Below are 25592 nucleotides of genomic sequence, written 5' to 3' on the forward strand. Positions count from 1 at the left end.
GATGTATTTAATCTATAATTTTCTGCTCATACTCTACTGGATAGGACTGATACCTGTTATCCTCTATCGTTTAGCCTTTGAAGAAGGATTCTATGAACGTATACGGCAAAGTGCCGGATATATGCCGGATTCACTGATGAAGAAGATAGAGGGACGGCGCGCTATCTGGGTGCATGCAGCATCTGTAGGGGAGATTGTGGCTACGAGCCCTATCGTAAAAGACATAAAAAAGAAATTTCCTGACGCAGTAGTAGTTGTGTCAGTTGTAACCGCGACGGGCCACGCCATGGCGCATCGCATCATACCGGAAGCGGAAGGGATTATTTTCTTCCCTTTAGATTTGCCGTTCTTAACACGTCGAATTTTACAGATTATTAAACCGATTGCCATTTTACTGGTGGAAACGGAGATCTGGCCGAACTTCCTGCGCATCGCGGAGGATGAAAAGATTCCGGTTATGATGGTGAACGGACGCATCAGTGACCGCAGTATGAAACGGTACATGATGATTCGTTCCTTTACCCGTGAAATGCTGGGATCCATCGAATATTTCTGTATGCAGTCCAAGTTGGATGCAAAGTACATTGAAGTACTGGGCGCCAAGCATGACCGCATTACGATTACAGGGAATACGAAATACGATCAGACATACGCCAGCGTAACGCCGGAAGAAAAAATTGCGCTCCAGGACGAATTCGGTTTCGGCCGCAATCATCCAATCATCGTGGCGGGCAGCACGCACCGCGGTGAAGAAGAACTGGTGTTGGCGTCGTTTAAAAAGATTTTGGAAGCTTATCCGGAAGCGAGACTGCTTATTGCACCGCGAGAAATTATGCGCGGTAACGATGTGAAGCATTTGGCGGAACGAAATGGCCTGAAGGCAATTTGCCGCAGTGCCATGACAGGTCCTGTACATACGAAGACACCGGTGGTGGTGCTCGATACTATCGGCGAATTAGGGCGCCTTTATAGTTTAGGAGATATTATCTTCGTTGGCGGATCACTGGTAAAAACAGGAGGTCACAACATTTTGGAACCGGCCGCACATGGCAAGCCGATTCTCGTAGGACCTCACATGTTTAACTTTAAAGAAATATACGCGTTGCTCAGTTCCCGTGATGCATGCCTTATGGTGCGTGACGGCAACGAGCTGACAAGTACATTATTAGAACTTTGTGCAAATAAAGAACGTCGTGAAGAGATGGGGCAGCACTGCTTAGAGGTTATGATTGAAAATCACGGTGCCACTCAGCGCAATACGGAGGAAATGCGCGCGCTCTTTACGAAACATCATATTATTCCATAAGATGGTACAGGTATTTAGGTGAAGCAAGATGGAGGAGGGGCAACATGAAAGGCGAAGCTATATTTAAGCGAATAATAAGTGGACAAACAAAAGATCCTCTCACTGCAGCAGCACGAGGTGGATTGGGATTACTTAGCAAACTCTATGAAGCCGGCGTTAATCGCCGCAATGATAAATTTGATTCTGAAGAAGGCGTAACACATGCGGCCGTTCCGGTTATCAGTGTAGGTAACATTACGGCAGGCGGCACAGGTAAAACACCGATGGTGCGTTATGTGTGTGAATATTTGGAACAGGCCGGTTATCAGCCGTCCATTTTGAGTCGCGGCTATAAGGCGGCTTACAATGCGCAGCCGATTGTAGTATCCGGTAAAGGACAGGTTCTGGTGACACCGAAGGTGAGTGGTGATGAACCGTACTTATTGGCCAAAGGCTTGGATCAGACCAGCGTTATTATCGGACGCAATCGCAGTGCATCCGGCAATGTGGCGGTGAACGAACTTCAAAGTGATATACTTGTGTTGGATGACGGTTTCCAGCATCGCCGTTTGGCCCGCGATTTAGATATTGTTCTTATTGATGCGGTACAGCCTTTCGGTTACGACCATGTATTGCCGCGCGGTCTTCTTCGCGAGCCGTTGGACGGCTTAAAACGTGCGCAGGTAATCGTGCTTACCAAGACTAATTTGGTACCTAAAGATATACTGTTCGGCATTAAAAACCGCTTAAAGAACATGGTTCCGTATATGCCGATTTTTGAAACGATTCATAAGCCGTTAGCTGTGAAGACATTGGACCAGTGGGAACGCTGCAGCGACAATACTGTAGACAGCGACGAAGTGAAGAAACATCGTCTGTTGGCTGTAAGCGGTATTGGCAGTCCTGAATCTTTCAAAGCTACCTTGGATGGATTGGAATTCAATACGATTGACAGTATGGACTTTGGCGATCATCACGACTACACCACAGATGACTTGATTAAATTGTGGACGAAAATCTTCGCCACCGGTGCGACTGCTGTGATTACCACAGAAAAAGACGCCGTTAAATTGAGTCAGCTTTCAGGAATCAGAGATTTTAAAATACCGATTTATGTATTGCCTGTAGGCATTGAGTTCGTGGAAAACGAACAGGAATTCTTGGAGATCATCGACCGGACAGGAAAGAAGGGCAGACGATGAAAATAGCATGTGTAATACCGGCTCGTTTCGGTTCTACCCGCTTGCCGGGCAAACCCCTAAAGGACATTGCAGGTAAACCGATGATTCAACGGGTCTACGAGCAGGTGTCCAAAGCGACACATCCTCATGTAGTTATCGTAGCCACCGATGACCAGCGCGTTTTCGACGTGGTGGAAGGCTTTGGCGGTACAGCTGTTATGACCGATCCGAACCATTTGACCGGTACGGACCGTTTGGCGGAAGTAGCCCGCAAACAGGAAGACATTGATGTAATCATTAACGTGCAGGGCGATGAACCGCTTATCGAACCGAGCCTTATCGATCAGTTGGCTGTTCTTTTCGAAGACGACCATGCATTGAAAATGGCGACTGTGGGAGCGCCTTTGTTGGAAGAAGAATACAATGAACCGTCTGCCGCTAAAGTGGTATGTAACAAAAAGGGCGACGCCATGTATTTCTCCCGTTCGTTAATTCCTTATCCGCGCAATGCGTTCGTTAACGGACCATTGAAGCACATCGGCATCTATGCGTATACGCGTGAGTTTTTGCTCACTTATGCGGACATGGAACCGACACCGGCGGAATTGACCGAGTCCTTGGAACAGCTCCGCGCTTTGGAAAACGGCGTACCTATTCGTGTGATTAAAACCGATGCGCGCTTTGTAGGCGTAGATACACCGGAAGACTTGGTACGGGTTAACGAAATTTTTAAAAATCGGGAAAACTGATAACTAACATTCGGGAAAACCAATAGTTAACATTCGGGAAAACCGATTGTTAAAATTCGAGAAATCTGATAGTTAAAATTCCTCAAAAAATCATTAAGATTTTGTATACTAGTGAAATGAATCTATAAGGAGAATACTCATGAAAGAAGTTAAAGTTGGCAACCTTACTTTAGGTGGCGGCAAAGGTTTATTCCTCATGGCCGGCCCTTGTGTAATCGAATCCCCTGAACGCACTTTGGAAATTGGCCGTCGTGCGAAAGCCATTTGCGAACGCGTAGGCATTCCTTACATTTTCAAAGCATCCTTTGACAAAGCCAACCGCTCCAGCTATAAATCCTTCCGCGGTCCTGGACTGGAAGAAGGTTTGAAGATTTTGGCGCACATTAAAAAAGAATTGCAAGTACCGGTAGTGAGTGATATTCACTCCATCGAACAAATCGAACCGGCCGCTGAAGTTCTTGATGTATTGCAGATTCCTGCATTCTTATGCCGTCAGACTGACCTCGTATACGGGGCAGCTAAAACCGGCAAAGCTATCAATATTAAAAAAGGCCAATTCCTGGCTCCTAATGATATGATCAATGTGGTGAAGAAAGTAGAAGAAGCGGGCAACCCTAATCTTATGCTTACTGAACGTGGCGCTACATTCGGTTACAACAACCTCGTAGTAGACATGAGATCCTTCCCAATTATGCGCAGTTTTGACTATCCTGTAGTATTTGACGCTACTCACAGCGTTCAATTACCTGGCGGTGCGGGCACAAGCTCCTCCGGTCAACGCGAATTCGTACCTTACTTATCCCGTGCGGCTGTTGGTGCCGGCGTAGACGGTTTATTCATGGAAGTACATGACAATCCGGCAGAAGCCTTATCCGACGGTCCTAACATGGTATACCTAGATAAATTGGAAGCTATGTTAATGGATTTAGTGGCGATTGATAAAATCGTTAAAGGCGAATAATTATATAATTGACAATACAATGAGCAATTTCGCTCAGAAGGGATGGCATAGCCAATGAATGTATTAGAACAGGCGGCCCAGGTTCTTCACGAAGAAGCACAGGCCATTGAAGCATTAATAACAACTTTAGACAGTAATTTCAGTGATGCGGTGGCTATGATACTGGCCTCCAAAGGTCGCGTCGTTTGTACGGGCATGGGAAAATCCGGTCATATTGCACGCAAAGTGGCGGCTACATTAGCCTCTACGGGCACACCGGCCTTATTCCTACATCCCGGTGAAGGCGTTCACGGCGACTTGGGCATGGTTACGTCGGAAGACATTGTGCTCGCTTTTTCTAATAGTGGTGAAACCAGTGAAGTAGTCAGCTTATTGCCATCTTTGCGCCGCATCGGTGCCAAGCTGATCAGCGTAGTAGGTAACCGCAATTCTACATTGGCTAAAAACTCCGACATCGTATTGTTGGTGGAAGTGGAGAAGGAAGCGTGTCCGTTAGGATTGGCTCCGACCACAAGTACTACGGTGGCATTGGCCTTGGGCGATGCGCTGGCTGTATGCCTATTGGATCGTCATCATTTCACACCGGAAAACTTTGCTGTATTCCATCCGGGTGGATCCTTGGGCCGCAAGTTGCTCCTCACTGTGGAAAATATTATGCACAGCGGCAGCGACAATCCGGTTGTATATAAAGGTTCCACCGTGCGTGACGCCCTCTTTGTTATGACTGAAAAAGGGCTGGGCGCCACCAATGTAGTGGACGAAGACGGCAAATTAATCGGCCTCGTAACTGACGGTGACATTCGCCGCGGTCTCGACGCAGGCAGTAATTTCCTGGAATGGCCTGTAGAAGACATGATGACCACCATGCCTCGCACAATTACGAAAGATAAGCTGGCGGCGGAAGCTCTTCATATTATGGAGAAAAACCAGCCTCGTCCGATTACCGTATTACCTGTAGTGGATAAGCACAAACAGTGCATCGGTATCGTTCACTTAACAGATCTGTTGCGCAGAGGTATTGTATAATGGCTATAAAATGCTTAGTGCTTGATGTAGACGGCGTTATGACAGAAGGTGCCATTATCTACACATCAAGTGGTGAAGAAATCAAGGAATTTTATGCGCAGGACGGCTTAGGCTTAACTATGGCTCGTAAAGCCGGTATTAAACTGGCCGTTATTACGGGGCGCATTTCCGATATGGTGGCACGCCGTACGTCCGAATTGAAATTCGATTTCGTACGCATGGGCAGCCACAATAAAACACAGGACTTAAAAGACCTGATGAAAGAATTTGACCTGAAGCCTGAGGAACTGGCCTACATAGGCGATGACCTCAATGATTTGGGCGCCTTTCACCTGGTCGGGTATCCGATTTCACCGGCTAACGGCGTGGCTGAAATTAAAGCGGAAGCCGCCTATGTAACGAAAGCGACAGGCGGCCGCGGTGCCATCCGCGAAGCGGTGGAAAAGATTTTAAAGGATCAACATCAGTGGGATGCGTTAGTAGAATCCTACAAAAATGAATTATATGAACAAGGACAGTAAGATGAAGCAAAGTAATAGACAAAGGAGGCTCGTACGGTATGTCTAATGAGTGGCAATATACACTGCTGAAAAAACTCAGTGCCTTAACTTGTAAACTGTCGTATGGGACTGTATTGCGTATTGGTGCGACGTTGGGCCCTTTGTATTCCCTTTTCGGCAAAAAGCAGAAAAAACGGGGGATTAAAAACGTTATGCTCGGCATGGGAGTTACTGAGAAGGAAGCGGAAAAGATTTTATGCGAGCTCTTTAAGAACTTGGGTCGTTCCGCCATGGAAATCCTCTATATGCCGAACCTGACGAAAGAATTCATCCAAGAACATATTGAAATGCATGGTACCGAATATATTGAGAAGGCCTTAGCTGAACAGCGCGGCGTTGTCATTTTGACGGCCCATGTGGGCAACTGGGAATGGATGGGCGCCGCATTGGCTGCGGCAGGTTATCCGTCAACTACAATCGTTAAGAAACAGCCAAATGCACAGGTAACCAGACTGTTAAATGATTATCGTGAAATGGTGGGACTTGAAGTATTTGCCCGCGGCGGATCCGAGATGATTCGTGCTGTTAAGGCTATGAAGCAAAAGAAACTCTTAGGCTTCCTGGCTGACCAGGACGGATATATTCAGGGCCTGCCGGTTGAGTTCTTAGGACAAGAATCGTCTGCCGTTATCGGACCGGCCACCTTTGCTCAAAAATTCAAGGCACCGGTTGTGCCTGTATTTGCTCATCGTAAACCGGACGGTATCGGTCACGTGGTGGAAATTCTGCCGCCATTGTACTATAAAGATACGGGGAATGAAGCGGAAGATTTATACCGCTTGACGGAAGAAACTGTTCGTGTAACCGAAGATTTTATCCGGAAACATCCGACAGAATGGCTTTGGTTCCAGCATCGTTGGAATACGAAGCTCCATGAAATTGAGAACATTGAGGAGAAGTTAAAAGTGAGGGAGGCCGTACATGCGAAAGCATAAGAAAACCATAATTATGACCGCCATTGTACTGGCTTTAATCGGCGTTTTCGTGTGGATCTTCATGATCAGCAGCGTGGAAACTCCTGATGACCCTACAATGCCGCAAGGTGATTTGGTGACATTTGACGGATCGACAATTTCAGAAGAAAGTAATGGTCAGATCGCCTGGACAGTAACGGCGGAACAGATAAAAGTAAATCCTAAAACCAAGGAAGTTTACTTGACCAATATGAAGAGTGTTTTCTATAAAGACGGTAAAGAACTGACAGTTACAGCGCCGCGCGGACACATGACGGCGGATCACAACACATTCCAGCTCGGTGGCGGTGTTCAGGCTGTTGACAAGGACGGAGCGGAACTTCGTACCGATACGGTTACATATAATAATCAAACTAAAAAATTAAGTTCAACAACTGCCTTTACATTTACGAATAAAGACGTTACTATAACAGGTGATACATTTGAAGCGGATACAGTGTTACAAAATGTAACAGCTAAAGGGCATGCTAAGTTAGAGAAGAAATAGTGGAGGAATAAACATGAAATTGACAAAGGTTATGGCGGTAACCGCTGTAGTGCTCGGATTGGCAGTTCCGGTATGGGCCGCTGCTACTTCTAATTTAACAATTACAGCAGATACATTGTCCTATGATGGCAATTCCGGTAGAGCGACTGCCAACGGCAATGTGGTTATCACCAATGAAGATAAAACTATGACAGGCCGTGAAGGCTGGTATGATACAAAGACGCAGGAAGCATTCCTGACCGGCGGTGTAAGTATGCTCGGCACCAATATGAGCATGTCCGCATCGCAACTTCACAGTGTGAACAACACTCAGATTGAAGCGGCAGGCAATGTGCGTTTGCAAAAAGATAACAAGCAGGTATTCGGCGATACTGTAACATACAACACGCAGACTGAATACGGTACCAGCACAGGCAATGCGAAGCTCGTAATGGATGATGCGGTGCTTACCGGTGATTATGTGGAAGGGTGGCTCAACGAAATCAGAGCGACCGCACAAGGTCATGTAACATTGCACAGCAGCAAACACAATATTGATGCCAGCGCAGACAATGCGGTGTACACGCAGACACCGGGACAGAACGACGGTGTAGCGTACTTGACCGGTAATGCTCATGCAGTTCAAAACGGCAATGTAGTGAATGCGCCTGAATTAAAGCTTGAAATGAAAGACAATTCTGTACAGACAGTTGGCGGTCGAAGCACTTTGATTATCACGCCACAACAATAAGGAGCACTGTGGATGTACATAGAAACAAAAGAATTAGTAAAAACATATAAGGGCCGCAATGTAGTGGACGGCGTGAGCGTAAAGGTAAATGAAGGCGAAGTTGTCGGCCTTTTGGGACCAAACGGCGCGGGCAAAACGACTACATTCTACATGATTGTAGGCATCGAAAAGCCGAATGCTGGCGAGATCCACATTGGCGGCAAGGACATTTCCCTTATGCCCATGTACAAGCGGGCCGCTGAAGGCATCGGCTATTTGCCGCAAGAAGCGTCCGTGTTCCGCTCTATGTCGGTGGAAGACAATTTGCGTGCCATGCTGGAAACAACCAAGCTGAGTAAACACGAAATCGACGAGAAAGTGGAGTCTCTGTTGGAGGAGTTCCACATTACTCACGTGCGAACTCGCATGGGCATGCAGCTCTCCGGCGGTGAACGACGCCGTGTAGAAATTGCACGCTGTATTGCGTTGGAACCGCGATTTATTTTGTTGGACGAACCGTTTGCAGGGGTTGACCCTATTGCGGTTGCTGATATACAATCAATCATACGGCATCTTAAAAATAGAGGCATCGGTGTATTGATTACGGACCACAATGTGCGCGAAACATTGGGCATTGTAGACAAGGCATATATTCTTAATGCAGGCAAAATCCTCGTTGAAGGATCGGCTGATGAAATTGCCGTAAGCCCGATTGCCCGTGAATTCTATTTGGGCGATGCGTTTAGAATGTAGTCGGAGGTGATAGGCATACATGCGTATATTAGATAAATATATTTTGAAGGCGTTTGTGGGGCCTTTTCTCTTCGGGATATTTGCATTTACAAGTATCTTCGTAGGTACAGGCACTCTCTTCCGCATTGCGCAGTACATCACCGAGTACGGTGCATCCATTTGGGCTGTAACACGCGCATTTATTTTGGCTTTGCCGAGCATTGTAGTGTTAACGTTCCCGATGGCTGTATTGCTCGCCTCTCTCTTGGCTTTCGGCCGTTTGAGCGGTACCAGTGAGATTATCGTTATGCGTGCCGGTGGGCTCAGCTTCTTGAGACTGGCGTTGCCTGTGTATATAGCGGCGTTTATAATCTCCATCGGCGCCATTGCGTTTAACGAATATGTAGTACCGGCGTCAAATCACGCGTATCAGAATATTATTCGAAACGAAATTAAGCGTCAGGCTACGCCACAGGCGCAGGAACATATTATTATAAAAAATATGGACGGCGGCGACATCAGCACTTTGGTATATGCGAAGCGTTATGACTCTAACACTAAGTTAATTACGGGCATTACGGCACAGCTCTTTACGAATGGGGAAGTGACACAGATTGAAAATGCGGAAACCGCTACGTGGAACGGTACCTATTGGGTGATGCATAACGGCGTTATCTTCGATCTCTTGCCTAACGGTCAGGGCGTAGAGCGCACGATGCATTTCAACGAGCAGATTTTGCCGATTGCGAAGAATCCGGGCCAAATTGCCCAGGAACAGCGCGAACCTGAAGAAATGACGATTAAAGAATTGCGTCAGCAGATCAAAGCGTTTAAACTGAGCGGCGTGGACAGTAAAAAATGGGAAATGGAAATGTACCAGCGTTTCACAATTCCTGTGGCCAGCTTTGTATTTGCTCTGGTTGGCGCACCGCTGGGCTTGCAGAAGCAGCGTTCCAGCTCATCTATCGGCTTCGGCCTCAGCGTGCTCATTATCTTCGTATATTACGGCGTAATGACACTGACCGATGCGTTGGGTAAAGGGGGCGCCTTGCCACCGATTGTAGCGGCGGTCATCCCGGATACATTAGGGATTATTGCGGGTCTCTGGCTTAACTGGCGTGTATCTAAATAATAAAAGGTTTTCAACTTGTAACATATGGCTCATGATTGGAGCTATAAAAAATTACAAGTTGAGAGCCTTTTTCTTTTTATCAAAATAGAGTAAAATAAAAGAGAATTATATTGTATAGGTGTAGGAAAATATATGGTAAATTTTTCTACATATAGTGTTTAGGACTGCCATACTTAGGGATAGTCCTATTTGAGGAGGTTACCCCAGTGCTGGTTGGGTTAAATATACTGCTGATAATTGCCGTCATGGGTGGCGCCATCGCGTTTATCGGCGATAAATTAGGGACAAAGATCGGGAAGCGCAAGATGTCTATTTTCGGATTGCGCCCAAAACATACATCCATTATTATGACCATCGTAACAGGGATTTTAATTGCCGCTACGACCATCGGCGTATTGAGCCTGGCGTCGGAAAACGTACGTATTGCCCTGTTCGGCATGGAACAACTGCGCAGTGAAATGGCACAGTTATCATCCGATGTGGATAAGAAGAATGCGGAACTGGAAGCCGGGAAGAAGGAACTGCAGGAAAAAGTGGTTGCCTTAAATTCCATGCGTCAAGAAGTACAGGCTACACAGGCGGAAATTGAAGAAGCCAGAGCGGCCCGCGAAGCGATGGGTGCCGAACTTGTATCGGTACAGGACGCTTATAAAGAAGCGAATACGCGCTTACAGAAGTCGGCAGCAGACATTCAGAACCTGGAAGCCACTAAGCAGGAAATGGAAACGCATATTGACAACCTGAAAGTGACGACACAGCGATTGGAAGAAGGTATTGCCCATGTGCGTGAAGGTTCCGTTCTCTTTAGAAACGGCGAAGTTCTCAGCGGTGCGCTCGTTCGTCCGGGCTTAAATGAAGAAGAAAGTATGGCAGCTGTTACGGATATCTTAAATGATACGAACGGCCTGATTTTACGTCGCTTAGGTATTGACGAAAACAAACCGGTTATCTATGTAAGTCGTTCCAACTTGGCGGAAGCGGCGAAACAGATAGCAGAGGCTAATGAACAGATGACGGTGCGTGTAACGGCGGCGGCCAACATTATTTACGGCGAAGCGGCCTTAGCGGAAATCCATGTATATCCGTATAAGGAAATCTTCCCGAAAGGAACTGTCATAGCGTCGACTACAGTAGACGGCGGTTCTGACGCGCAATACGAAGTCTTGTCGTTCCTACAGTTAGTAAATGCGAAAGCTAAAGCAGAAGGCGTCTTGCCGGATCCGTTAACCGGTAACGTAGGAAGCCTGCCAGGCAGTGACCTGTTCGATATCATTCGCCAATTGAGTGCGGTAAACCATCCGGTTGAACTGGAAGCCATTGTCGAAGAAGATACATTTACAACAGGACCTATCCAGATAAAACTGCAGATACGGGACAAATAGACTTCATGTGTCATTAAAAATGCTAGTTTAAACTAATAGTTAGAGCTAAACCTTCAGTTTAAGCTGATTGTTAGAGCGAAATATCAAGATTAGACTGATAGTTAGAGTAAAATTTAAAAAGCTTATATAATAAAAAGCTGCCTGCAATTGTGTGGCAGCTTTTTAAATGCATAGAGTGAGAGTGTACTGATATTAAGAGTGCGCGTGTACTTAGATTGTTAATATACGTAATGAGTAGTGGTGTCAGTACACGGGAAACATATTATTATATAAAAATAGGACGATTCATGTGAAAGGAGAGCGGCTATGACGCAGCATACATTGCCGGATGAACATATAGTAAAAGAAACAGCCTCTATTATTGCAGTAGATCCGGGGCGGGAGAAGACCGGTGTGGCTCTGGTAGCCATAAAAGACAGTTGTTTGCTCCGTAAGGCCATTGTACCCACGGAGACGGTAGGTAAGTACTGTGCAGACCTGCTCGGGGCTTATAGCGCGATTGAGCGCATTGTGTGTGGTAATGGAACAAACCATCAGGCCGTATTTAAGGTTCTTACAGAGGCTGCTAAAGAATTTGGCAAGGAAGCGACGCTGACCGATGAAAAACACACGACGGAAGAAGCCCGGGTTCGTTACTTTGAATGGAATCCGCCAAAAGGATTGAAACGATTAATTCCGAAAGGCATGCTCTATCCGCCGGAGCCCGTAGATGACTTTACCGCTTGGGTAATCGGTGAGCGGTATTTGAACGAGAAAAAGCTTGAAACATGATTATTAAGGGGCTAATCTTGCAAAATACTCCATATATTGTAATTAAATCCTATAAATTTTCAAAAAAATTCAATATTTTGTAAATAAAACATTGAAAAAAATGGATATATCATTGATAATAGTATAGGAACGAATAAAATTGATTTATAGGAAGGGAGATAATTAATGGCAGCAGCTGTTAAAAAAGCACAAAAAATATCTTGGAAAGAAATTCTAATTCGCTATATATGGATTGTAATCGGTGCGGCAATTTATACATTCGGACTTGATGTGTTAATGGTACCGAAGAACATCATCGACGGTGGTGTAGTAGGTATTGCCTTGATGGCCACCGAGCTTACAGGCGTATCATTCAGTATTTACTTAATTCTCTTGAATTTACCTTTTTTATACTTCGGGTATAAATTGATAGGACGTAGTTTTACCATAGCAACGCTCTTCGGGGTTGTATGTATTTCCGTTATGTCCCTGTTCATGCATCAGGTGACACCGCCTGATATCGATCCGTTTCTGGCCGCAGTTTTCGGCGGGGTTATCCTCGGTATCGGGGTAGGCCTCATTATTCGAAACGGTGGTTCTTTGGACGGCGTAGAAATTGTTGCGATTATTTGGGATAAGAAAAGTTCCTTCTCCGTAGGGGAAATCGTAATGATTTGTAACCTCTTTATCTTAGGTGCAGCCGGTTTTGTTTATAACTGGAGCAGCGCAATGTATTCCTTGATTGCGTACTTCGTAGCCTATAAAATGATCGACTTGACCATTACCGGTCTTGAAGAATCCAAGGGCGTTATGATTATTACAGACAGCCCTGATGAAATCAGCGAAGTGCTTATGAATCGCTTGGGCCGTGGCGTTACCGTATTATTTGGTGAAGGCGGCTATTCAAAAGAACCGAAAAAAGTGCTATACTCAGTAGTGACGCGTCTTGAAATTACAAAGCTTAAAGATATTGTGTATGAACAAGACGAGAACGCGTTTATTACCATTTCTGACGTGCATGATGTATTTGGGGGCCAGTTCGGCAAGAAGAACATTCACTAAAAACGTTTGCTTGCAGTACTCGTAATTGATGGAATGGGGACTAAATACTGTCCAATCAATTGCTCATATCAATTGCTCATGCAGTCACAATGATGTGATGAAAGGAGTTCGGGCGAAGCTCGAAGAGATTATGGCAGAAGAAAGATCAATCGGTAAACAGATTATACATGAAATAGGCGAGTGGCTGTATGCCATCGTAATCGCCTTGGTAGTGGCCATTTTGGTTCACATTTTCGTTGGACAGATTACACGCGTATCCGGTGAATCCATGGAAAACACATTCCATAACGGTGATTTCCTGGTTGTATCCAAATGGGATCACATTCGCGGCATTACACCAAACTATGATGACATCGTAATCATCGACAGCCGCGTTAATCGCGAACGTACATGGAAAGACGATGTAACAGATGTGGTGTCCAACTACTTATCCATTTTCAGTAAAGATGCGGAACGTCATGATGCGTGGGTAAAACGCGTTATTGGATTACCTGGCGATAAATTAGAATTTAAAGACGGCCATGTTTGGCGAAACGGCAAAGAGTTGGAAGAACCGTATACGAAAGATCCGACCATGAACTACAGTCAGACTGCACCGGTAATCGTACCGGAAGGTCATGTGTTCGTAATGGGGGATAACCGTAACCACTCCAGCGACAGCCGCTTCATCGGACCTGTACCGATTAAAAACGTAATCGGCAATGTAGTATGGCATATCTAAGATAGAAAACGTTGGCTGAAAGATTAAGCCGATTACATACGAACAAAAACTAAAAAGCGTATATGCAGAAACAACCTCCTGAGGTTGGCCTTACCGGCTAACTTCGGGAGGTTGTTTTTATTGTTAGCATTCTTCTATTAGGTAGATTGGAAGCGATGCCTGTAAGAATAGAGTTCAGAGTAGTTTGACAAAGATAAAGAGCAGTGAAAAAGCCTATAAAATAGGCAGTAAAAGGGCATGAGATATAACAGTCTGTTAAAATTTTGATGATTAGAGGGGGAATGATAAGTAAATTAAAGATATATTCAACAAAATAGGATTATATGCAATTTTATCATTAGATGCATATAGAGAATAATAGAAATAACGAAAAATTATACTTTGAGTGAAATTTGAATAAATGAAAAATGAAATAATAGCGCCCAATTTAATGGTACTATTTTATAATTTCTTTACTTTATACAAATGGGAGTAATGGAACCTTATCAATAAACAGGCTTTATTGATAGGTTGTTAATATTAATAATATTGGAAACTTTACAAAAATAAGATTATTAAAAACATAATTAAGTCTTAAAGTTTAAAAAAATAGAGAAAAAATGAGATATTAAATGATAATGAAAGAACAATTGAAAACGAACATAATTTTACAATTTGTTTACTTTACAACTAGATTTTCATCGTGTTATCATTATGGCGTCTTAAGGAGCGAACTTATCATCAGAAAGTGATAAAGTTACAATAGAAGAAGGAAACGTGGATACTTCTGATTTTATACTTTATCGTTTTTATTGATGAGAAAGACGCCGCTAAAGACATTTTAACATTTTCTTTTTTACCGAAAGGGGTAAAGACCATGAAAAAACGTTTTGCAACAATGTTAGCGGCAACAGCAGTTCTTGGTGTAACTACTGCATTTGCAGCAAATCCTTTCTCTGATGTAACTCCATCCGATTGGGCTTACCAAAGCGTATCCCAATTAGCAGCTGCCGGCGTAATCAACGGCTATCCTGATGGAACTTTCAAAGGCCAGAACAACATCACTCGTTACGAAATGGCTCAAATGGTAGCTAAAGCTATGGCTAACCAAGCTCGTGCTAATGCTGAACAACAAGCCATGATCAACCGTTTGGCTAACGAATTCGCTAGCGAATTAAACAACTTGGGCGTTCGTGTAACAGCTCTTGAAAACAAAGTTGGCAACGTAAAAGTAACTGGCGATATGCGTCTTCGTTACCAAGGTTATGAAAATAACGGTCAACTTAAAGGTGTTGAAGAAGGTAAACCTGGTTATAGCAAAAAGTCTAAATTTGATTACCGTGGCCGTGTACAATTCAATGCTACAGTAAATGAAAACACTTCTGCTGTCGTTCGTCTTACAGGTTCTAATGAATTTGGTAATGCTTCCAATACTTCTGTGAGTATGGACCGTGTATATGTAGCTCATCAGTTTGGTGACAGCACTACTGCTATTGCAGGTCGTTTCGGTGCTTTCGTTGGCAATGGCTTAATCTATGATGATACTTTTGATGGTGCAGCTATTGCATACAACAATGGTAACTTCTCCGCATTGGCTGCTTACGGTTACTTCGTAGAAGGTGACTTGAAAGGTCTTTCTGAAGATAAAAACCTTTCCGTAACATTGTTACAGGCTCAAGGTAACCTTGGTGAACATGCTACAATTGGTGGTTTCTATGCATTCGCTAACAATAATGCAGAAGCATTTGCAACTAGCAAAACCTTTAACTTAGATGGCGACAGCTTCGACATCTATGGCGGTTTCGCTGATTTCCACTTCAATAATGTTTGGATCGGCGGCGAATATGCTACATTTGCTGAAGATGCTAAAGTAGGCGGCAATGACGCTTGGGTAGCAGGTATCGGTTTCGGCAACTACAATATGAAAAAACAAGGTACTTGGACTATCATGGCTCAATACTTTGACTTAGCAGAATCCGCTCCTGTATTCAGCTCCACTTGGAACCAACCAGAAAACCGTGATTATAAAGGCTGGTTGGCGACTGCAAAATATGCAATTGCTGATAACGTAGGTTTAGCTGCATACTATGCATTCAATGGTGAAACTCAAAAGGGTAAAGATATCGGTGACTTCTACCGTGCAGAACTTAACTACAAATTCTAATTTTATAGGATAAAATTAGAATAGTAGCATACTGAAGCGAAAGTGGATGTATTGCTCTTGATTGGTTAAATTCGATTGAACAAATTGAAAATGATTTAATAAAAGCTCGCTTGCTGATATTAGTAGGCGAGCTTTTTTGTGTGGTTGGATAAAAAAGTTACCAAACTATCAAAAGATTATTTATTTAAGTGTAATTTGATATGCAATAAATCCTATGAAATTAACGTGAATTATTCCTTTACAAAGGGACATGTGTATGGTACTATTAGTGCGTCTAAATTCTGTAAACTTATTGTAAGCAGGTGTTTAAGAGCTAATGGGAATTAAGGAAACATGGATACTTACGATTTCATTGCCTTAACAGTTTTATTAATAAGAGAGAGAGCAGAAGAGGACATTTTTTGTTCTTTGCATAACGAAAGGGGTTAAGACAATGAAAAAACGTTTTGCAACTATGTTAGCCGCTACTGCAGTTCTTAGTGTAACTACTGCGTTTGCAGCGAATCCATTTTCCGATGTAACACCTAATGATTGGGCATATCAAAGTGTAGCTCAATTGGCAGCTGCCGGTATTATCAACGGATATCCTGATGGCACTTTCAAAGGTCAGAACAATATCACACGATTTGAAATGGCACAGATGGTAGCAAAAGCCATGGCTAATCAGGAACGTGCCAATGCAGAACAGCAGGCAATGATTAATCGTTTGGCCAATGAGTTCTCTGATGAATTGAATAACTTGGGTGTTCGCGTTACTGAACTCGAAAATAAAGTGGGTAATGTAAGTATTTATGGCGATGGACGTTTGCGCTATATTGGTTCATCTGAAGGTGGTGCCAACAATTATGTAAAGGCTAATTCTAATAAGAAATCCAAGTTCGACTATCGTGCTCGTGTTAATTTCCGTGCCACAATTAATGAAAATACAACGGCAGTAATCCGTGTAGCTACTACAGGCATGGTTGAATTGGGGACCGGTGCCGATCAAACTAAAGATCCGCGTATTAACCTGGCTTATGTAAATCATAAATTCGGTGACAACACATCGTTAACTTTAGGCCGACAAGCATTGTATATTGGTAATGGCTTATTATTCGATGATATTTATGATGCTGCTAAACTTTCTTATAAGACAGATAAAATAAATTTAGGTGTAAGCTATGGTTACTTTGTTGGCGGTACTTTACATAATGATTACGATTGGGATGATACCAATAGTGTATTTAAAGGAAAGAGTTTTGACTCGGCCACTGCAGACGATAACTACACTGTAACTATTTTTGAAGCTGCCGGCAAAGTGAGTGATAATGTAACATTGGGGGGTTATTATATCCTTGCCAATGAAGGCTTTGATAATGATATTTATGGTGGTTATGCAGACCTTAAATTCAATAAAGTTTGGATCGGCGGCGAATATGCTACCTTCAATGATGATATTAACGGAAGCGGCGATACTGATGCCTGGATTGCCGGAGCCGGTTATGGCAATTTCAACATGAGTAAACAGGGGACTTGGGATTTCAAAGTTCAATACTTGGACGAAGGTAAATATTCTCCTGTAATTTCTTCCACATTTGTTCAACCTAAATCAACTGACTTCAAGACTTGGATGGTTACCAGTCGTTATGCTCTTGAAAAGAACTTAAGTCTAGTAGGATATTACTTATTTAATGCAGAAAAACAGGACGGTACATCCATGCCTGACTTCTACCGTGCGGAATTGAACTACAAGTTCTAAGTTATAATGCGGGAAACTAAGTAAAAATAATATAAAAAATATAAAGATTATTTAAAGAGGCTTTAAGATTTTCTCTGGAGACGGAGAAGGCTTAAAGCTTCTTTTTTTGTATATTATATTTTTCTAAATGGTGATCTTATAAAGCTTGTCGGTTTATATTTAAGTTCAGACATTTGCTAAAAATGATAAAAACAACATCAAAAATGATAAAAACAGCATTAAAATCATGAAAATAATCTTAATTTCATGAATTAATAATGAAAAATATAGAAAAGAATGAACTTGAAATGAACTTTCGGTAATTTCATCTTATCTTCAGTACCGAAGTGGTACTATGATTTCAGAAAAGGTTTTCCGATAGTGGTGCTGGTTTATAAGACGTAAAGGAAACGTGGATACTTTATAATGCTTATAACTGCAAAACTATTTTGAGAAATCCTTGAGAATTTTTTAATTCCGAAAGGAGATTTTAATTATGAAAAAACGTTTTGCAACTATGTTGGCAGCAACAGCTGTTCTTGGTGTAACTACTGCATTTGCAGCAAATCCATTCTCTGATGTAACTCCTAACGACTGGGCTTACCAAAGTGTGTCTCAGTTAGCAGCTGCAGGTATCATCAACGGTTATCCTGATGGCACATTCAAAGGTCAAAATAACATTACCCGTTATGAAATGGCTCAGATGGTAGCTAAAGCTATGGCTAACCAAAGCCGTGCTACTGCAGAACAACAGGCTATGATTAATCGCTTGGCTAATGAGTTCTCTTCTGAATTAAACAACTTGGGCGTTCGTGTTTCCAACTTGGAAAACAAAGTAGGCAATGTAAAAGTTACCGGTGATGTTCGTCTTCGTTACCAAGGTTCCGATAAAGGTGGCGTAATTAGCTCTTCCGACACTGATAAGAAATCTAAATTCGACTACCGTGCCCGTGTACAGTTCAATGCACAAGTAAATGACAATACTTCTGCAGTAGTTCGTTTAAGTTCCGGTGCTAATGAATTCGGTAATGGTGCAAGCAACTCTACAGACGTTTCCATCGATCGTGCGTATGTAGCTCACCAATTCGGTGCTAATACTACTGGTATCGTTGGTCGTTACAATGCATTCGTTGGTAACGGTTTAGTATACGATGATACATTCGATGGTGCTGCTCTTGCTTATGACAATGGCAACTTCAGCGCATTGGCTGCTTACGGCTCCTTCGTTGAAGGTGGTTTAGGCAGCAGCTATGCAACAAAAGGTGATTATACAACTTCTTTTGAAGATGCATCTTCCGATACTAACGCTACCGTAACTTTATTACAGGCTAAAGCTAAACTTGGTGAACATGCAAGCTTGGGCGGATTCTATGCATTCGGTAATAAAAACCTTGACGATGACATTTATGGCGGTTCCTTAGATATGAACTTCGATAAAGTTTGGGTTGGCGGTGAATATGCTCAGTTCAAAGATGCTGATGACGGCAGTGCTTGGGTAGCCGGTATCGGTTATGGCGATTACAATATTGAAAAAGCCGGTACTTGGGGCGTTAAAGCACAATACTTCAATGAAGATAAAAACTCTCCTGTAATCAGCTCTACTTGGAACCAACCATACAATGCTGACTATAAAGCATGGATGGCATCCGTAGATTACTCCTTAGCTAAAAACGTAGGTCTTTCCGCATACTATGCATTCAATGCAGAAGATCAGAACGGTACCGACTTACCTGATTACTATCGCGCTGAATTAAACTACAAGTTCTAATAATCCCTGAAATAACAGGTTAACTTGTAAAGAAATAGTCAGTAAAAAGTAAACACTTTGAAAAAAGAAATTACTTATTTGTTAAATTGAATAAGAAAACTAAATGAATTTATCGCAAAAATTTACTTAAGTTTTCAAAAATATGGAGTGAAAGAAGGCCTTGTTTTCAAGGCCTTCTTTTTGTTTGTTATTAAATAAATTTAAAAAATTTAATTGAAAACTAAATGTGAAAAAAGAGTTTTTTGAATCGAAAAAATTCACAATGGCTTTACATTTGATTTTTCGTGTGCTATCATAACCATAGATTCAGCGAACTGAAGAATGTTATCACTATGACGTATAACTGAACTGTGAGGAAACGTGGAAACTCCGGATATCGAGTTATATAGACTAGTAATTACATCTCGGATGTGCGCAGAAATCTATTTTTTTTATTTTTCTGTATTTACCGAAAGGGGTAATTACTATGAACAAACGTTTTGCAACTATGCTTGCAGCTACTGCTGTATTAGGCGTAACTACTGCATTCGCAGCAAATCCTTTCTCCGACGTAACTCCATCTGACTGGGCTTACCAAAGCGTATCCCAATTAGCAGCTGCCGGTGTAATCAATGGCTATCCTGATGGAACTTTCAAAGGCCAGAACAACATCACTCGTTACGAAATGGCTCAAATGGTAGCTAAAGCTATGGCTAACCAAGCTCGTGCTAACGCTGAACAACAAGCTATGATTAACCGTTTGGCTAACGAATTCGCTAGCGAATTAAACAACTTGGGCGTTCGTGTAACAGCTCTTGAAAATAAAGTTGGCAACGTAAAAGTAACTGGCGATATGCGTCTTCGTTACCAAGGCTTTGAAAACAAAGGTCAACTTAATGGCGTTAAAAAAGGTGTAGATGGTTATAGCAAAAAATCTAAATTTGATTACCGTGCACGTGTACAGTTCAATGCTCAAGTAAACGAAAATACTTCTGCAGTTATCCGTCTTAAAGGTGAAAATGAATTTGGTAGTGCTACAAACTCTGATGTAGATATCGACCGTGCATATGTAGCTCATCAGTTTGGTTCTGACACTACAGCTATCGTAGGTCGTTTCAACGCTTTCGTTGGTAACGGTTTAATCTATGATGATACTTTCGACGGCGCTGCATTGGCCTACAATAACGGTAACTTCAGTGCATTGGCTGCTTATGGTTACTTCGTAGAAGGCGATTTACGTGGTCTTTCTGAAGATGAAAACTTATCCGTAACATTGTTACAAGCTCAGGGCAACCTTGGCGAACATGCTACAATCGGTGGTTTCTATGCATTCTCTAACAACAATGCTAAGGCATTTGCAACTAGTGAAACATTTAATTTAGATGGCGATAGCTTCGATATCTATGGCGGTTTTGCTGACTTCCATTTCAACAACGTTTGGGTTGGCGGCGAATATGCTACATTTGCAGAAGATGCTAAAGACGGTAAAAACACAGGTAATGACGCTTGGGTAGCAGGTGTTGGTTTCGGTAACTACGACATTGCTCAAGCAGGATCTTGGGATGTTAAAGGTCAATACTTTGACTTAGCTAAATCTGCTCCTGTATTCAGCTCTACTTGGAATCAGCCAGAAAACCGCAACTACAAAGGCTGGATGGCTACTGTAGATTATGCATTGGCTAAAAACGTTGGTTTGTCCGCTTACTGGGCATTCAACGGTGAAGACCAAGACGGTAATGACTACGGCGACTACTACCGTGCAGAACTTAACTACAAATTCTAATTTTAGACTGTAGTTAAACCTCATAAGGTACTTACAAGAGACAACTCTTTCGAGAGTTGTCTCTTTTTTTGTGTTCAAAAAAGTTTCTAACCTTTTGTTCTATAAGCCTTCTATAATCCTTAATTTAAGTCGTTTTTATCTCATTTAGTTTCAGTCAAGTTGTTTCATTTTTTTCTATTTATGTTATACTTAAGTAATAGAGATTATTTTTTAGATTACCGCGTAAAAAAGTTATGAGGGTGTATATGAATAAAGAGATTAAGCTGTTGGCTATTGATTTAGACGACACGTTATTGCGTGATGATAATACGGTGTCCGCTTATACGATGGGGGTATTGAAGGAAGCGCAGAAGCGTGGGTTTCATATTGTGATTGCTACAGGCCGTATGTATCAGACGGCAGTTCCCGTAGGTCGCAAGTTAGAGCTTGGCGATTTGCCTATGATTCTGTTTTCCGGCGGATTGATTCAGCGTATTGAGTCAGGAGAAATTGTTTGGGAACGTGTAATTGAGCCAAAGATTGCGACAGAAATTTTGCAGCTGGCCAAAGAAAACAATTGGTATGTGCAATCTTATGTGGATGATGTATTATTGATCCATCACGATACAGATGCATCACGTCATTACGAAAAAACGACAGGTGCCAAAGCTGTTGCTGTAGGCGATGAGCTATATACTGTAACTAAGGGGCCAAACAAGTTGCTGTTTATCGGGGAACCGGAACGCTTGGAACTGATTGGACATACCTTACATGAAATGTATGGAGACAAATTGGAAATTGTTCGCAGCAAGGTGAACTTCTTGGAAATTAACAGTACGAACAGTACGAAGGGAAACGCGCTTCACACGATGGCCGAAGAATTGGGGATCACGGCAGACAATGTGGTGGCTTTCGGCAATTCGGAAAATGACGTATCCATGTTAAAGTACGCCGGTACAGCCATTGCAGTCGCCAATGCGGAGGACCCGATTAAAGAAATCGCCGATGAAGTATGCGAATCCAATGAAAATGACGGCGTAGCCAAATGGATTGAAACAAATTTATTTAAGTAATATAGAGTAGGGTCTCCTTGTGAGCAGAGTAGAAAGGAGTTATGAGTGTGGAAGGAAATTTTCGTTTACTTATCGTAACCGGTATGTCCGGTGCCGGCAAGACGCAGGTTATGCAGGCATTGGAAGATATGGGATTTTTTTGTGTGGATAATTTACCACCTGTATTGATTCCTAAATTCAGTAATTTATGTCGTCAGGCCGGTGAAAAAACAAATCACGTAGCCTTGGTGGTAGACATTCGAGGCGGCGAATTTTTTGAAAGCCTGTCGGATGCACTGAATTCCTTGAAGGAAATGAAAGTGCCTTATGAAATCGTATTTATGGATGCAACGGATGAAACATTGATCCGCCGTTATAAAGAAACGCGCCGCAGCCATCCGCTGGCTCCGGACGGACGTATTTTATTGGGCCTTCAAAAAGAACGTAAAATACTGGATTCAATTCGCCCGAAAGTTGATTATATTATCGATACGACGAATATGAAAACCAGTGCGTTAAAGGCCTATTTACGTAAGAAATTTTCTCAATTAAATGATAAAGGACAGGGCATTTCCGTTTCTGTTGTAAGCTTCGGTTTTAAGCATGGCATTCCACTGGATGCGGACATGGTGTGGGACGTTCGTTTCTTGCCAAATCCATATTACAATCCGGAGTTCCGTCATAAAACGGGGCGTGTACCGGAAGTTAATGCCTATATTCATTCCTTTGACGTAACGGAGCAGTTCTTGTCCACTATGTTCAATACGATGGACTTTTTATTGCCAAATTACGAAAAAGAAGGAAAGAGTCAATTCGTGGTGGCCATCGGCTGTACGGGCGGTATGCACCGCAGCGTCGCTATGGCGGAAGCCTTGTATAATCATGTGCAGACCTTAGGGTATCGCGCATCTGTAGAGCATCGTGATATGTTTAAAAATAATGTGGAAGAAGATTGTAATCCACGTGAAATAACAGCCGATGAAGTGAAGGAGTAATTCACATGATACATATGTCCGGATTTCGTTGGCTTACGCCGGGCCTGAAATTAAAGCGTTGGCTTGTTATGTTCGGCCTGGGTATGCTATTTGTTATTGCCGGTGTGGCCTTGATGATGAACTATCAGTGGCTATCATATTTTGAAGATTTATTTTTGCTCATGGTATTCGAAGTGACCGGTGCCTATGATTATACCGTACTTGCCACAATGGGCTTTGTCAGTATTATTATCGGCATTGTGCTTATGGTAATCGGTACTCGGCAGGTTGGCAAATCTGTTGTGAGAGCAATTATTCCTACCGATACGGATAAAGTAGGGGATTATATTTTCGAAAATATCCGCATGGCCAAAGGGCCTAAAGTGGTTGTAATCGGTGGTGGCACCGGTTTATCCACCTTGCTTCGTGGATTGAAAGTCCATACATCCAACTTGACGGCTATCGTAACTGTAGCCGATGACGGCGGTTCGTCCGGCCGTTTACGTGAAGACTTTAAAATGATCGCCCCTGGCGATTTACGTAACTGTCTGGTAGCCCTCGCTGAAAAAGAAGGTCTCATGGAACAGTTGTTCCGCTACCGTTTCGGCGGTGAAGGCGACTTGGCGGGGCACAGCTTCGGTAACTTATTCTTAACCGCTTTGACACAGGTACTCGACGCCGATGTGGACAAAGCATTGGATGCGGCCAGCAAAATTTTAAAGGTGCAGGGCCGTGTAATTCCTGCGTCTATTGAAAATATTTCCCTCATCGCGGAAATGGAAGACGGTACCATTGTAGAAGGGGAAAGCCAGATTCCAACTGTACATAAGCGTATTAAACGACTTTATACGGAACCGGCGTTACCACAACCGCAAGGTGAAGCGTTGCGCGCTATTGATGAAGCGGATGCTATTATTCTTGGTCCCGGCAGTTTATACACCAGTATTATGCCAAACTTGTTAATCGATAAAATCGTAGATCACATTAAGGCGACGAAGGCGCCGAAGTTCTACATTTGTAATGTTATGACACAACCGGGTGAAACCGATGGTTACACAGCCGGTGATCACGTGGAAGCATTGCAGAAAGTGGGCGGTCCTGAGTTAATCGATACAGTGCTTGTTAATGACGTGCCATTTGACGAAGCGGTTATTAAGAAGTACAAAGCGGCAGGGGCTGAACCGGTAAAAGTGGATATGGATCGTTTGGAAGATTTAGGCGTTCGTACGGTACGTGCGTCCTTATTGGAACATCCGGAAACGGCTGTTCATGACTCCAAGCGCCTGGCCAAAGTGGTAATGGACGTAATTTATGCGCTCCAATCCGGTTTGGATCCACATATTTTGGAATACTATTTAAAACGAGAAGATCGCTAATATTGTTGTTACTTGAGGCCGAGTGAAGACTACTGAGCTAGTTCTTTTGACGATGAATGAGTTGAATTTTAAGCGGCTTTAAGTAGCAATTAGCGTGATTAAAAATTGTAGCGATTAGAGCGATTTAAAATTTTGAGTAAATAGAAGAGAGAGGAGGAGCGACAATGTCATTTGCGGAAGACGTGAAAAACGAGCTTTGTCAGTTCAAGAATGAAACTGTATTGTCCGCGAAGGTTGAAGCATCTTGTTTGCTTCGCATGGGTGGCTCCTTGTTATTGGGGCGTCAGGGCAGTGTGGGGATTCGCCTGGCGACGGCCAACAATGCGGTAGCGCGACGGGTTTTGTCTATTTTGCGCGCTCACTATGCGCTGCACACATCTGTACTGATTCGCCGCGGGTTAAACTTGCGTAAGAAAAATGTGTACACCTTGATGGTGGATCCGACGGCGGAAGGGCGGGCGGCCTTGGAAGACTTGGCGCTGTGGCCTATGGATCAGGATATTCCCGATGAATGGCTAACGACCATGGAGACACGACGCGCCTTCTTGCGCGGTGCTTTCCTTGGCGGTGGTTCCGTGAATAAACCGGAAAGTGACTACCATCTGGAATTTATGACAGGCAATAAAAAATTTGCCGAAACTATCGTAAAAGTACTTCGCTTATTCCATATTGCCGCAGGCATGACAGAGCGAAAAGATGAGTTCGTCGTATACATTAAGGAAGGCGATTCGGTAACAGGATGCCTTCAGATTATGGGGGCTCAGTCTGCTCTTATGGAATTTGAAACAGTGCGCGTTGTTAAAAATGTGCGTAATCAGATCAATCGCCAGGTAAACTGTGAAACGGCGAATTTACAAAAAACGGTAAACGCCGCAGTCCGTCAATTGGAATCTATTCGCATTATTGAGCGACATCAGCCGCTCAGTGATTTGCCGGATAAATTGCTTACGGCGGCGCAGGTACGCCTGGATAATCCTGATGCAAGTTTGCAGGAATTATCTGATTTGATGGGCGGTCAATTGTCTAAATCGGGTATTGGACATCGCTTTAAGAAGTTGGAAAAACTGGCACTTCAATATGAGCCGGCCGGATTGGATGAAGTCTAGATTT

At 43.1% G+C, this 25592-nt stretch carries 23 protein-coding genes; all 23 read left to right on the forward strand.

Annotated elements, in window-relative coordinates; translation table 11 throughout:
- Window position 1 precedes the first annotated feature (1 nt).
- The 23 genes from KHZ77_RS05440 to whiA all read left to right on the forward strand — a co-directional run bounded on the left by KHZ77_RS05440 (window position 2) and on the right by whiA (window position 25588).
- Window positions 2–1306, forward strand: a complete 1305-nt coding sequence (locus KHZ77_RS05440; RefSeq protein ID WP_295196457.1) for a 3-deoxy-D-manno-octulosonic acid transferase — start codon at window positions 2–4, stop codon at window positions 1304–1306.
- Window positions 1307–1350: 44 nt separating this feature from the next.
- The gene (gene lpxK / locus KHZ77_RS05445) at window positions 1351–2487 is read left to right on the forward strand and encodes a tetraacyldisaccharide 4'-kinase (RefSeq protein WP_295196458.1); all 1137 of its coding nucleotides are present in this window, start codon (window positions 1351–1353) and stop codon (window positions 2485–2487) included.
- The gene (gene kdsB / locus KHZ77_RS05450; RefSeq protein WP_295196460.1) at window positions 2484–3215 is read left to right on the forward strand and encodes a 3-deoxy-manno-octulosonate cytidylyltransferase; all 732 of its coding nucleotides are present in this window, start codon (window positions 2484–2486) and stop codon (window positions 3213–3215) included. Before lpxK ends, kdsB begins: the two co-directional genes overlap by 4 nt.
- Window positions 3216–3354: 139 nt before the next feature.
- The gene (kdsA, locus tag KHZ77_RS05455) at window positions 3355–4176 is read left to right on the forward strand and encodes a 3-deoxy-8-phosphooctulonate synthase (protein ID WP_295196462.1); all 822 of its coding nucleotides are present in this window, start codon (window positions 3355–3357) and stop codon (window positions 4174–4176) included.
- A 54-nt stretch (window positions 4177–4230) separates the two neighbouring features.
- Window positions 4231–5202, forward strand: coding sequence for a KpsF/GutQ family sugar-phosphate isomerase (locus KHZ77_RS05460; RefSeq protein ID WP_295196463.1), 972 nt, complete (start codon window positions 4231–4233; stop codon window positions 5200–5202).
- Window positions 5202–5723, forward strand: a complete 522-nt coding sequence (locus tag KHZ77_RS05465) for an HAD-IIIA family hydrolase (RefSeq protein WP_295196464.1) — start codon at window positions 5202–5204, stop codon at window positions 5721–5723. Before KHZ77_RS05460 ends, KHZ77_RS05465 begins: the two co-directional genes overlap by 1 nt.
- Before the next feature lie 38 nt (window positions 5724–5761).
- Window positions 5762–6697 carry a lysophospholipid acyltransferase family protein gene (locus KHZ77_RS05470; protein WP_295196466.1) on the forward strand — a complete coding sequence of 312 codons (936 nt, stop codon included), beginning with the start codon at window positions 5762–5764 and terminating at the stop codon, window positions 6695–6697.
- Window positions 6684–7223 carry an LPS export ABC transporter periplasmic protein LptC gene (gene lptC, locus KHZ77_RS05475; protein ID WP_295196467.1) on the forward strand — a complete coding sequence of 180 codons (540 nt, stop codon included), beginning with the start codon at window positions 6684–6686 and terminating at the stop codon, window positions 7221–7223. The genes KHZ77_RS05470 and lptC overlap by 14 nt, the downstream gene beginning before the upstream one ends.
- A gap of 13 nt (window positions 7224–7236) precedes the next feature.
- Window positions 7237–7953, forward strand: a complete 717-nt coding sequence (locus KHZ77_RS05480) for an LptA/OstA family protein (RefSeq protein ID WP_295196469.1) — start codon at window positions 7237–7239, stop codon at window positions 7951–7953.
- 12 nt (window positions 7954–7965) lie between these two features.
- Complete coding sequence (gene lptB, locus KHZ77_RS05485) at window positions 7966–8685, forward strand: LPS export ABC transporter ATP-binding protein (RefSeq protein ID WP_295196471.1); 720 nt, start codon at window positions 7966–7968, stop codon at window positions 8683–8685.
- 19 nt (window positions 8686–8704) lie between these two features.
- Window positions 8705–9796, forward strand: a complete 1092-nt coding sequence (locus KHZ77_RS05490; protein WP_295196473.1) for an LptF/LptG family permease — start codon at window positions 8705–8707, stop codon at window positions 9794–9796.
- Window positions 9797–10002: 206 nt separating this feature from the next.
- Entirely contained in the window at window positions 10003–11178 is a 1176-nt protein-coding gene (locus tag KHZ77_RS05495) for a DUF3084 domain-containing protein (RefSeq protein ID WP_295196475.1), read from the forward strand.
- Window positions 11179–11484: 306 nt separating this feature from the next.
- The gene (locus tag KHZ77_RS05500) at window positions 11485–11949 is read left to right on the forward strand and encodes a hypothetical protein (protein ID WP_295196477.1); all 465 of its coding nucleotides are present in this window, start codon (window positions 11485–11487) and stop codon (window positions 11947–11949) included.
- A 165-nt stretch (window positions 11950–12114) separates the two neighbouring features.
- Window positions 12115–12990, forward strand: a complete 876-nt coding sequence (locus tag KHZ77_RS05505) for a YitT family protein (RefSeq protein ID WP_295196479.1) — start codon at window positions 12115–12117, stop codon at window positions 12988–12990.
- Between the two features lie 130 nt (window positions 12991–13120).
- The gene (gene lepB / locus KHZ77_RS05510; RefSeq protein WP_295196481.1) at window positions 13121–13711 is read left to right on the forward strand and encodes a signal peptidase I; all 591 of its coding nucleotides are present in this window, start codon (window positions 13121–13123) and stop codon (window positions 13709–13711) included.
- 856 nt (window positions 13712–14567) lie between these two features.
- Entirely contained in the window at window positions 14568–15854 is a 1287-nt protein-coding gene (locus KHZ77_RS05515; RefSeq protein ID WP_295196483.1) for an S-layer homology domain-containing protein, read from the forward strand.
- A gap of 433 nt (window positions 15855–16287) precedes the next feature.
- Window positions 16288–17592, forward strand: coding sequence for an S-layer homology domain-containing protein (locus KHZ77_RS05520; protein ID WP_295196484.1), 1305 nt, complete (start codon window positions 16288–16290; stop codon window positions 17590–17592).
- Window positions 17593–18067: 475 nt separating this feature from the next.
- Window positions 18068–19339, forward strand: a complete 1272-nt coding sequence (locus KHZ77_RS05525) for a putative porin (protein WP_295196486.1) — start codon at window positions 18068–18070, stop codon at window positions 19337–19339.
- 466 nt (window positions 19340–19805) lie between these two features.
- On the forward strand, window positions 19806–21101 hold the full coding sequence (locus tag KHZ77_RS05530; protein WP_295196488.1) for an S-layer homology domain-containing protein: 1296 nt from the start codon (window positions 19806–19808) through the stop codon (window positions 21099–21101).
- Window positions 21102–21346: 245 nt separating this feature from the next.
- A complete protein-coding gene (locus tag KHZ77_RS05535) occupies window positions 21347–22153 on the forward strand; it encodes a Cof-type HAD-IIB family hydrolase (protein ID WP_295196490.1) in 807 nt (268 codons plus the stop codon).
- A gap of 47 nt (window positions 22154–22200) precedes the next feature.
- Window positions 22201–23127 carry an RNase adapter RapZ gene (gene rapZ / locus KHZ77_RS05540; RefSeq protein WP_295196492.1) on the forward strand — a complete coding sequence of 309 codons (927 nt, stop codon included), beginning with the start codon at window positions 22201–22203 and terminating at the stop codon, window positions 23125–23127.
- Window positions 23128–23132: 5 nt separating this feature from the next.
- The gene (locus tag KHZ77_RS05545) at window positions 23133–24482 is read left to right on the forward strand and encodes a gluconeogenesis factor YvcK family protein (RefSeq protein ID WP_295196494.1); all 1350 of its coding nucleotides are present in this window, start codon (window positions 23133–23135) and stop codon (window positions 24480–24482) included.
- Window positions 24483–24646: 164 nt separating this feature from the next.
- On the forward strand, window positions 24647–25588 hold the full coding sequence (gene whiA / locus KHZ77_RS05550; protein WP_295196496.1) for a DNA-binding protein WhiA: 942 nt from the start codon (window positions 24647–24649) through the stop codon (window positions 25586–25588).
- Window positions 25589–25592 lie beyond the last annotated feature (4 nt).

Source organism: Veillonella sp., from assembly GCF_018364065.1.
Taxonomy (GTDB): domain Bacteria; phylum Bacillota; class Negativicutes; order Veillonellales; family Veillonellaceae; genus Veillonella_A.

What these genes read in the sequence shown, in the direction of transcription:
- KHZ77_RS05440 (WP_295196457.1), top strand. Translation starts at nt 2, where the DNA reads ATGTATTTAATCTATAATTTTCTGCTCATACTCTACTGGATAGGACTG.
- lpxK (WP_295196458.1), top strand. Translation starts at nt 1,351, where the DNA reads ATGAAAGGCGAAGCTATATTTAAGCGAATAATAAGTGGACAAACAAAA.
- kdsB (WP_295196460.1), top strand. Translation starts at nt 2,484, where the DNA reads ATGAAAATAGCATGTGTAATACCGGCTCGTTTCGGTTCTACCCGCTTG.
- kdsA (WP_295196462.1), top strand. Translation starts at nt 3,355, where the DNA reads ATGAAAGAAGTTAAAGTTGGCAACCTTACTTTAGGTGGCGGCAAAGGT.
- KHZ77_RS05460 (WP_295196463.1), top strand. Translation starts at nt 4,231, where the DNA reads ATGAATGTATTAGAACAGGCGGCCCAGGTTCTTCACGAAGAAGCACAG.
- KHZ77_RS05465 (WP_295196464.1), top strand. Translation starts at nt 5,202, where the DNA reads ATGGCTATAAAATGCTTAGTGCTTGATGTAGACGGCGTTATGACAGAA.
- KHZ77_RS05470 (WP_295196466.1), top strand. Translation starts at nt 5,762, where the DNA reads ATGTCTAATGAGTGGCAATATACACTGCTGAAAAAACTCAGTGCCTTA.
- lptC (WP_295196467.1), top strand. Translation starts at nt 6,684, where the DNA reads ATGCGAAAGCATAAGAAAACCATAATTATGACCGCCATTGTACTGGCT.
- KHZ77_RS05480 (WP_295196469.1), top strand. Translation starts at nt 7,237, where the DNA reads ATGAAATTGACAAAGGTTATGGCGGTAACCGCTGTAGTGCTCGGATTG.
- lptB (WP_295196471.1), top strand. Translation starts at nt 7,966, where the DNA reads ATGTACATAGAAACAAAAGAATTAGTAAAAACATATAAGGGCCGCAAT.
- KHZ77_RS05490 (WP_295196473.1), top strand. Translation starts at nt 8,705, where the DNA reads ATGCGTATATTAGATAAATATATTTTGAAGGCGTTTGTGGGGCCTTTT.
- KHZ77_RS05500 (WP_295196477.1), top strand. Translation starts at nt 11,485, where the DNA reads ATGACGCAGCATACATTGCCGGATGAACATATAGTAAAAGAAACAGCC.
- KHZ77_RS05505 (WP_295196479.1), top strand. Translation starts at nt 12,115, where the DNA reads ATGGCAGCAGCTGTTAAAAAAGCACAAAAAATATCTTGGAAAGAAATT.
- lepB (WP_295196481.1), top strand. Translation starts at nt 13,121, where the DNA reads ATGGCAGAAGAAAGATCAATCGGTAAACAGATTATACATGAAATAGGC.
- KHZ77_RS05515 (WP_295196483.1), top strand. Translation starts at nt 14,568, where the DNA reads ATGAAAAAACGTTTTGCAACAATGTTAGCGGCAACAGCAGTTCTTGGT.
- KHZ77_RS05520 (WP_295196484.1), top strand. Translation starts at nt 16,288, where the DNA reads ATGAAAAAACGTTTTGCAACTATGTTAGCCGCTACTGCAGTTCTTAGT.
- KHZ77_RS05525 (WP_295196486.1), top strand. Translation starts at nt 18,068, where the DNA reads ATGAAAAAACGTTTTGCAACTATGTTGGCAGCAACAGCTGTTCTTGGT.
- KHZ77_RS05530 (WP_295196488.1), top strand. Translation starts at nt 19,806, where the DNA reads ATGAACAAACGTTTTGCAACTATGCTTGCAGCTACTGCTGTATTAGGC.
- KHZ77_RS05535 (WP_295196490.1), top strand. Translation starts at nt 21,347, where the DNA reads ATGAATAAAGAGATTAAGCTGTTGGCTATTGATTTAGACGACACGTTA.
- KHZ77_RS05545 (WP_295196494.1), top strand. Translation starts at nt 23,133, where the DNA reads ATGATACATATGTCCGGATTTCGTTGGCTTACGCCGGGCCTGAAATTA.
- whiA (WP_295196496.1), top strand. Translation starts at nt 24,647, where the DNA reads ATGTCATTTGCGGAAGACGTGAAAAACGAGCTTTGTCAGTTCAAGAAT.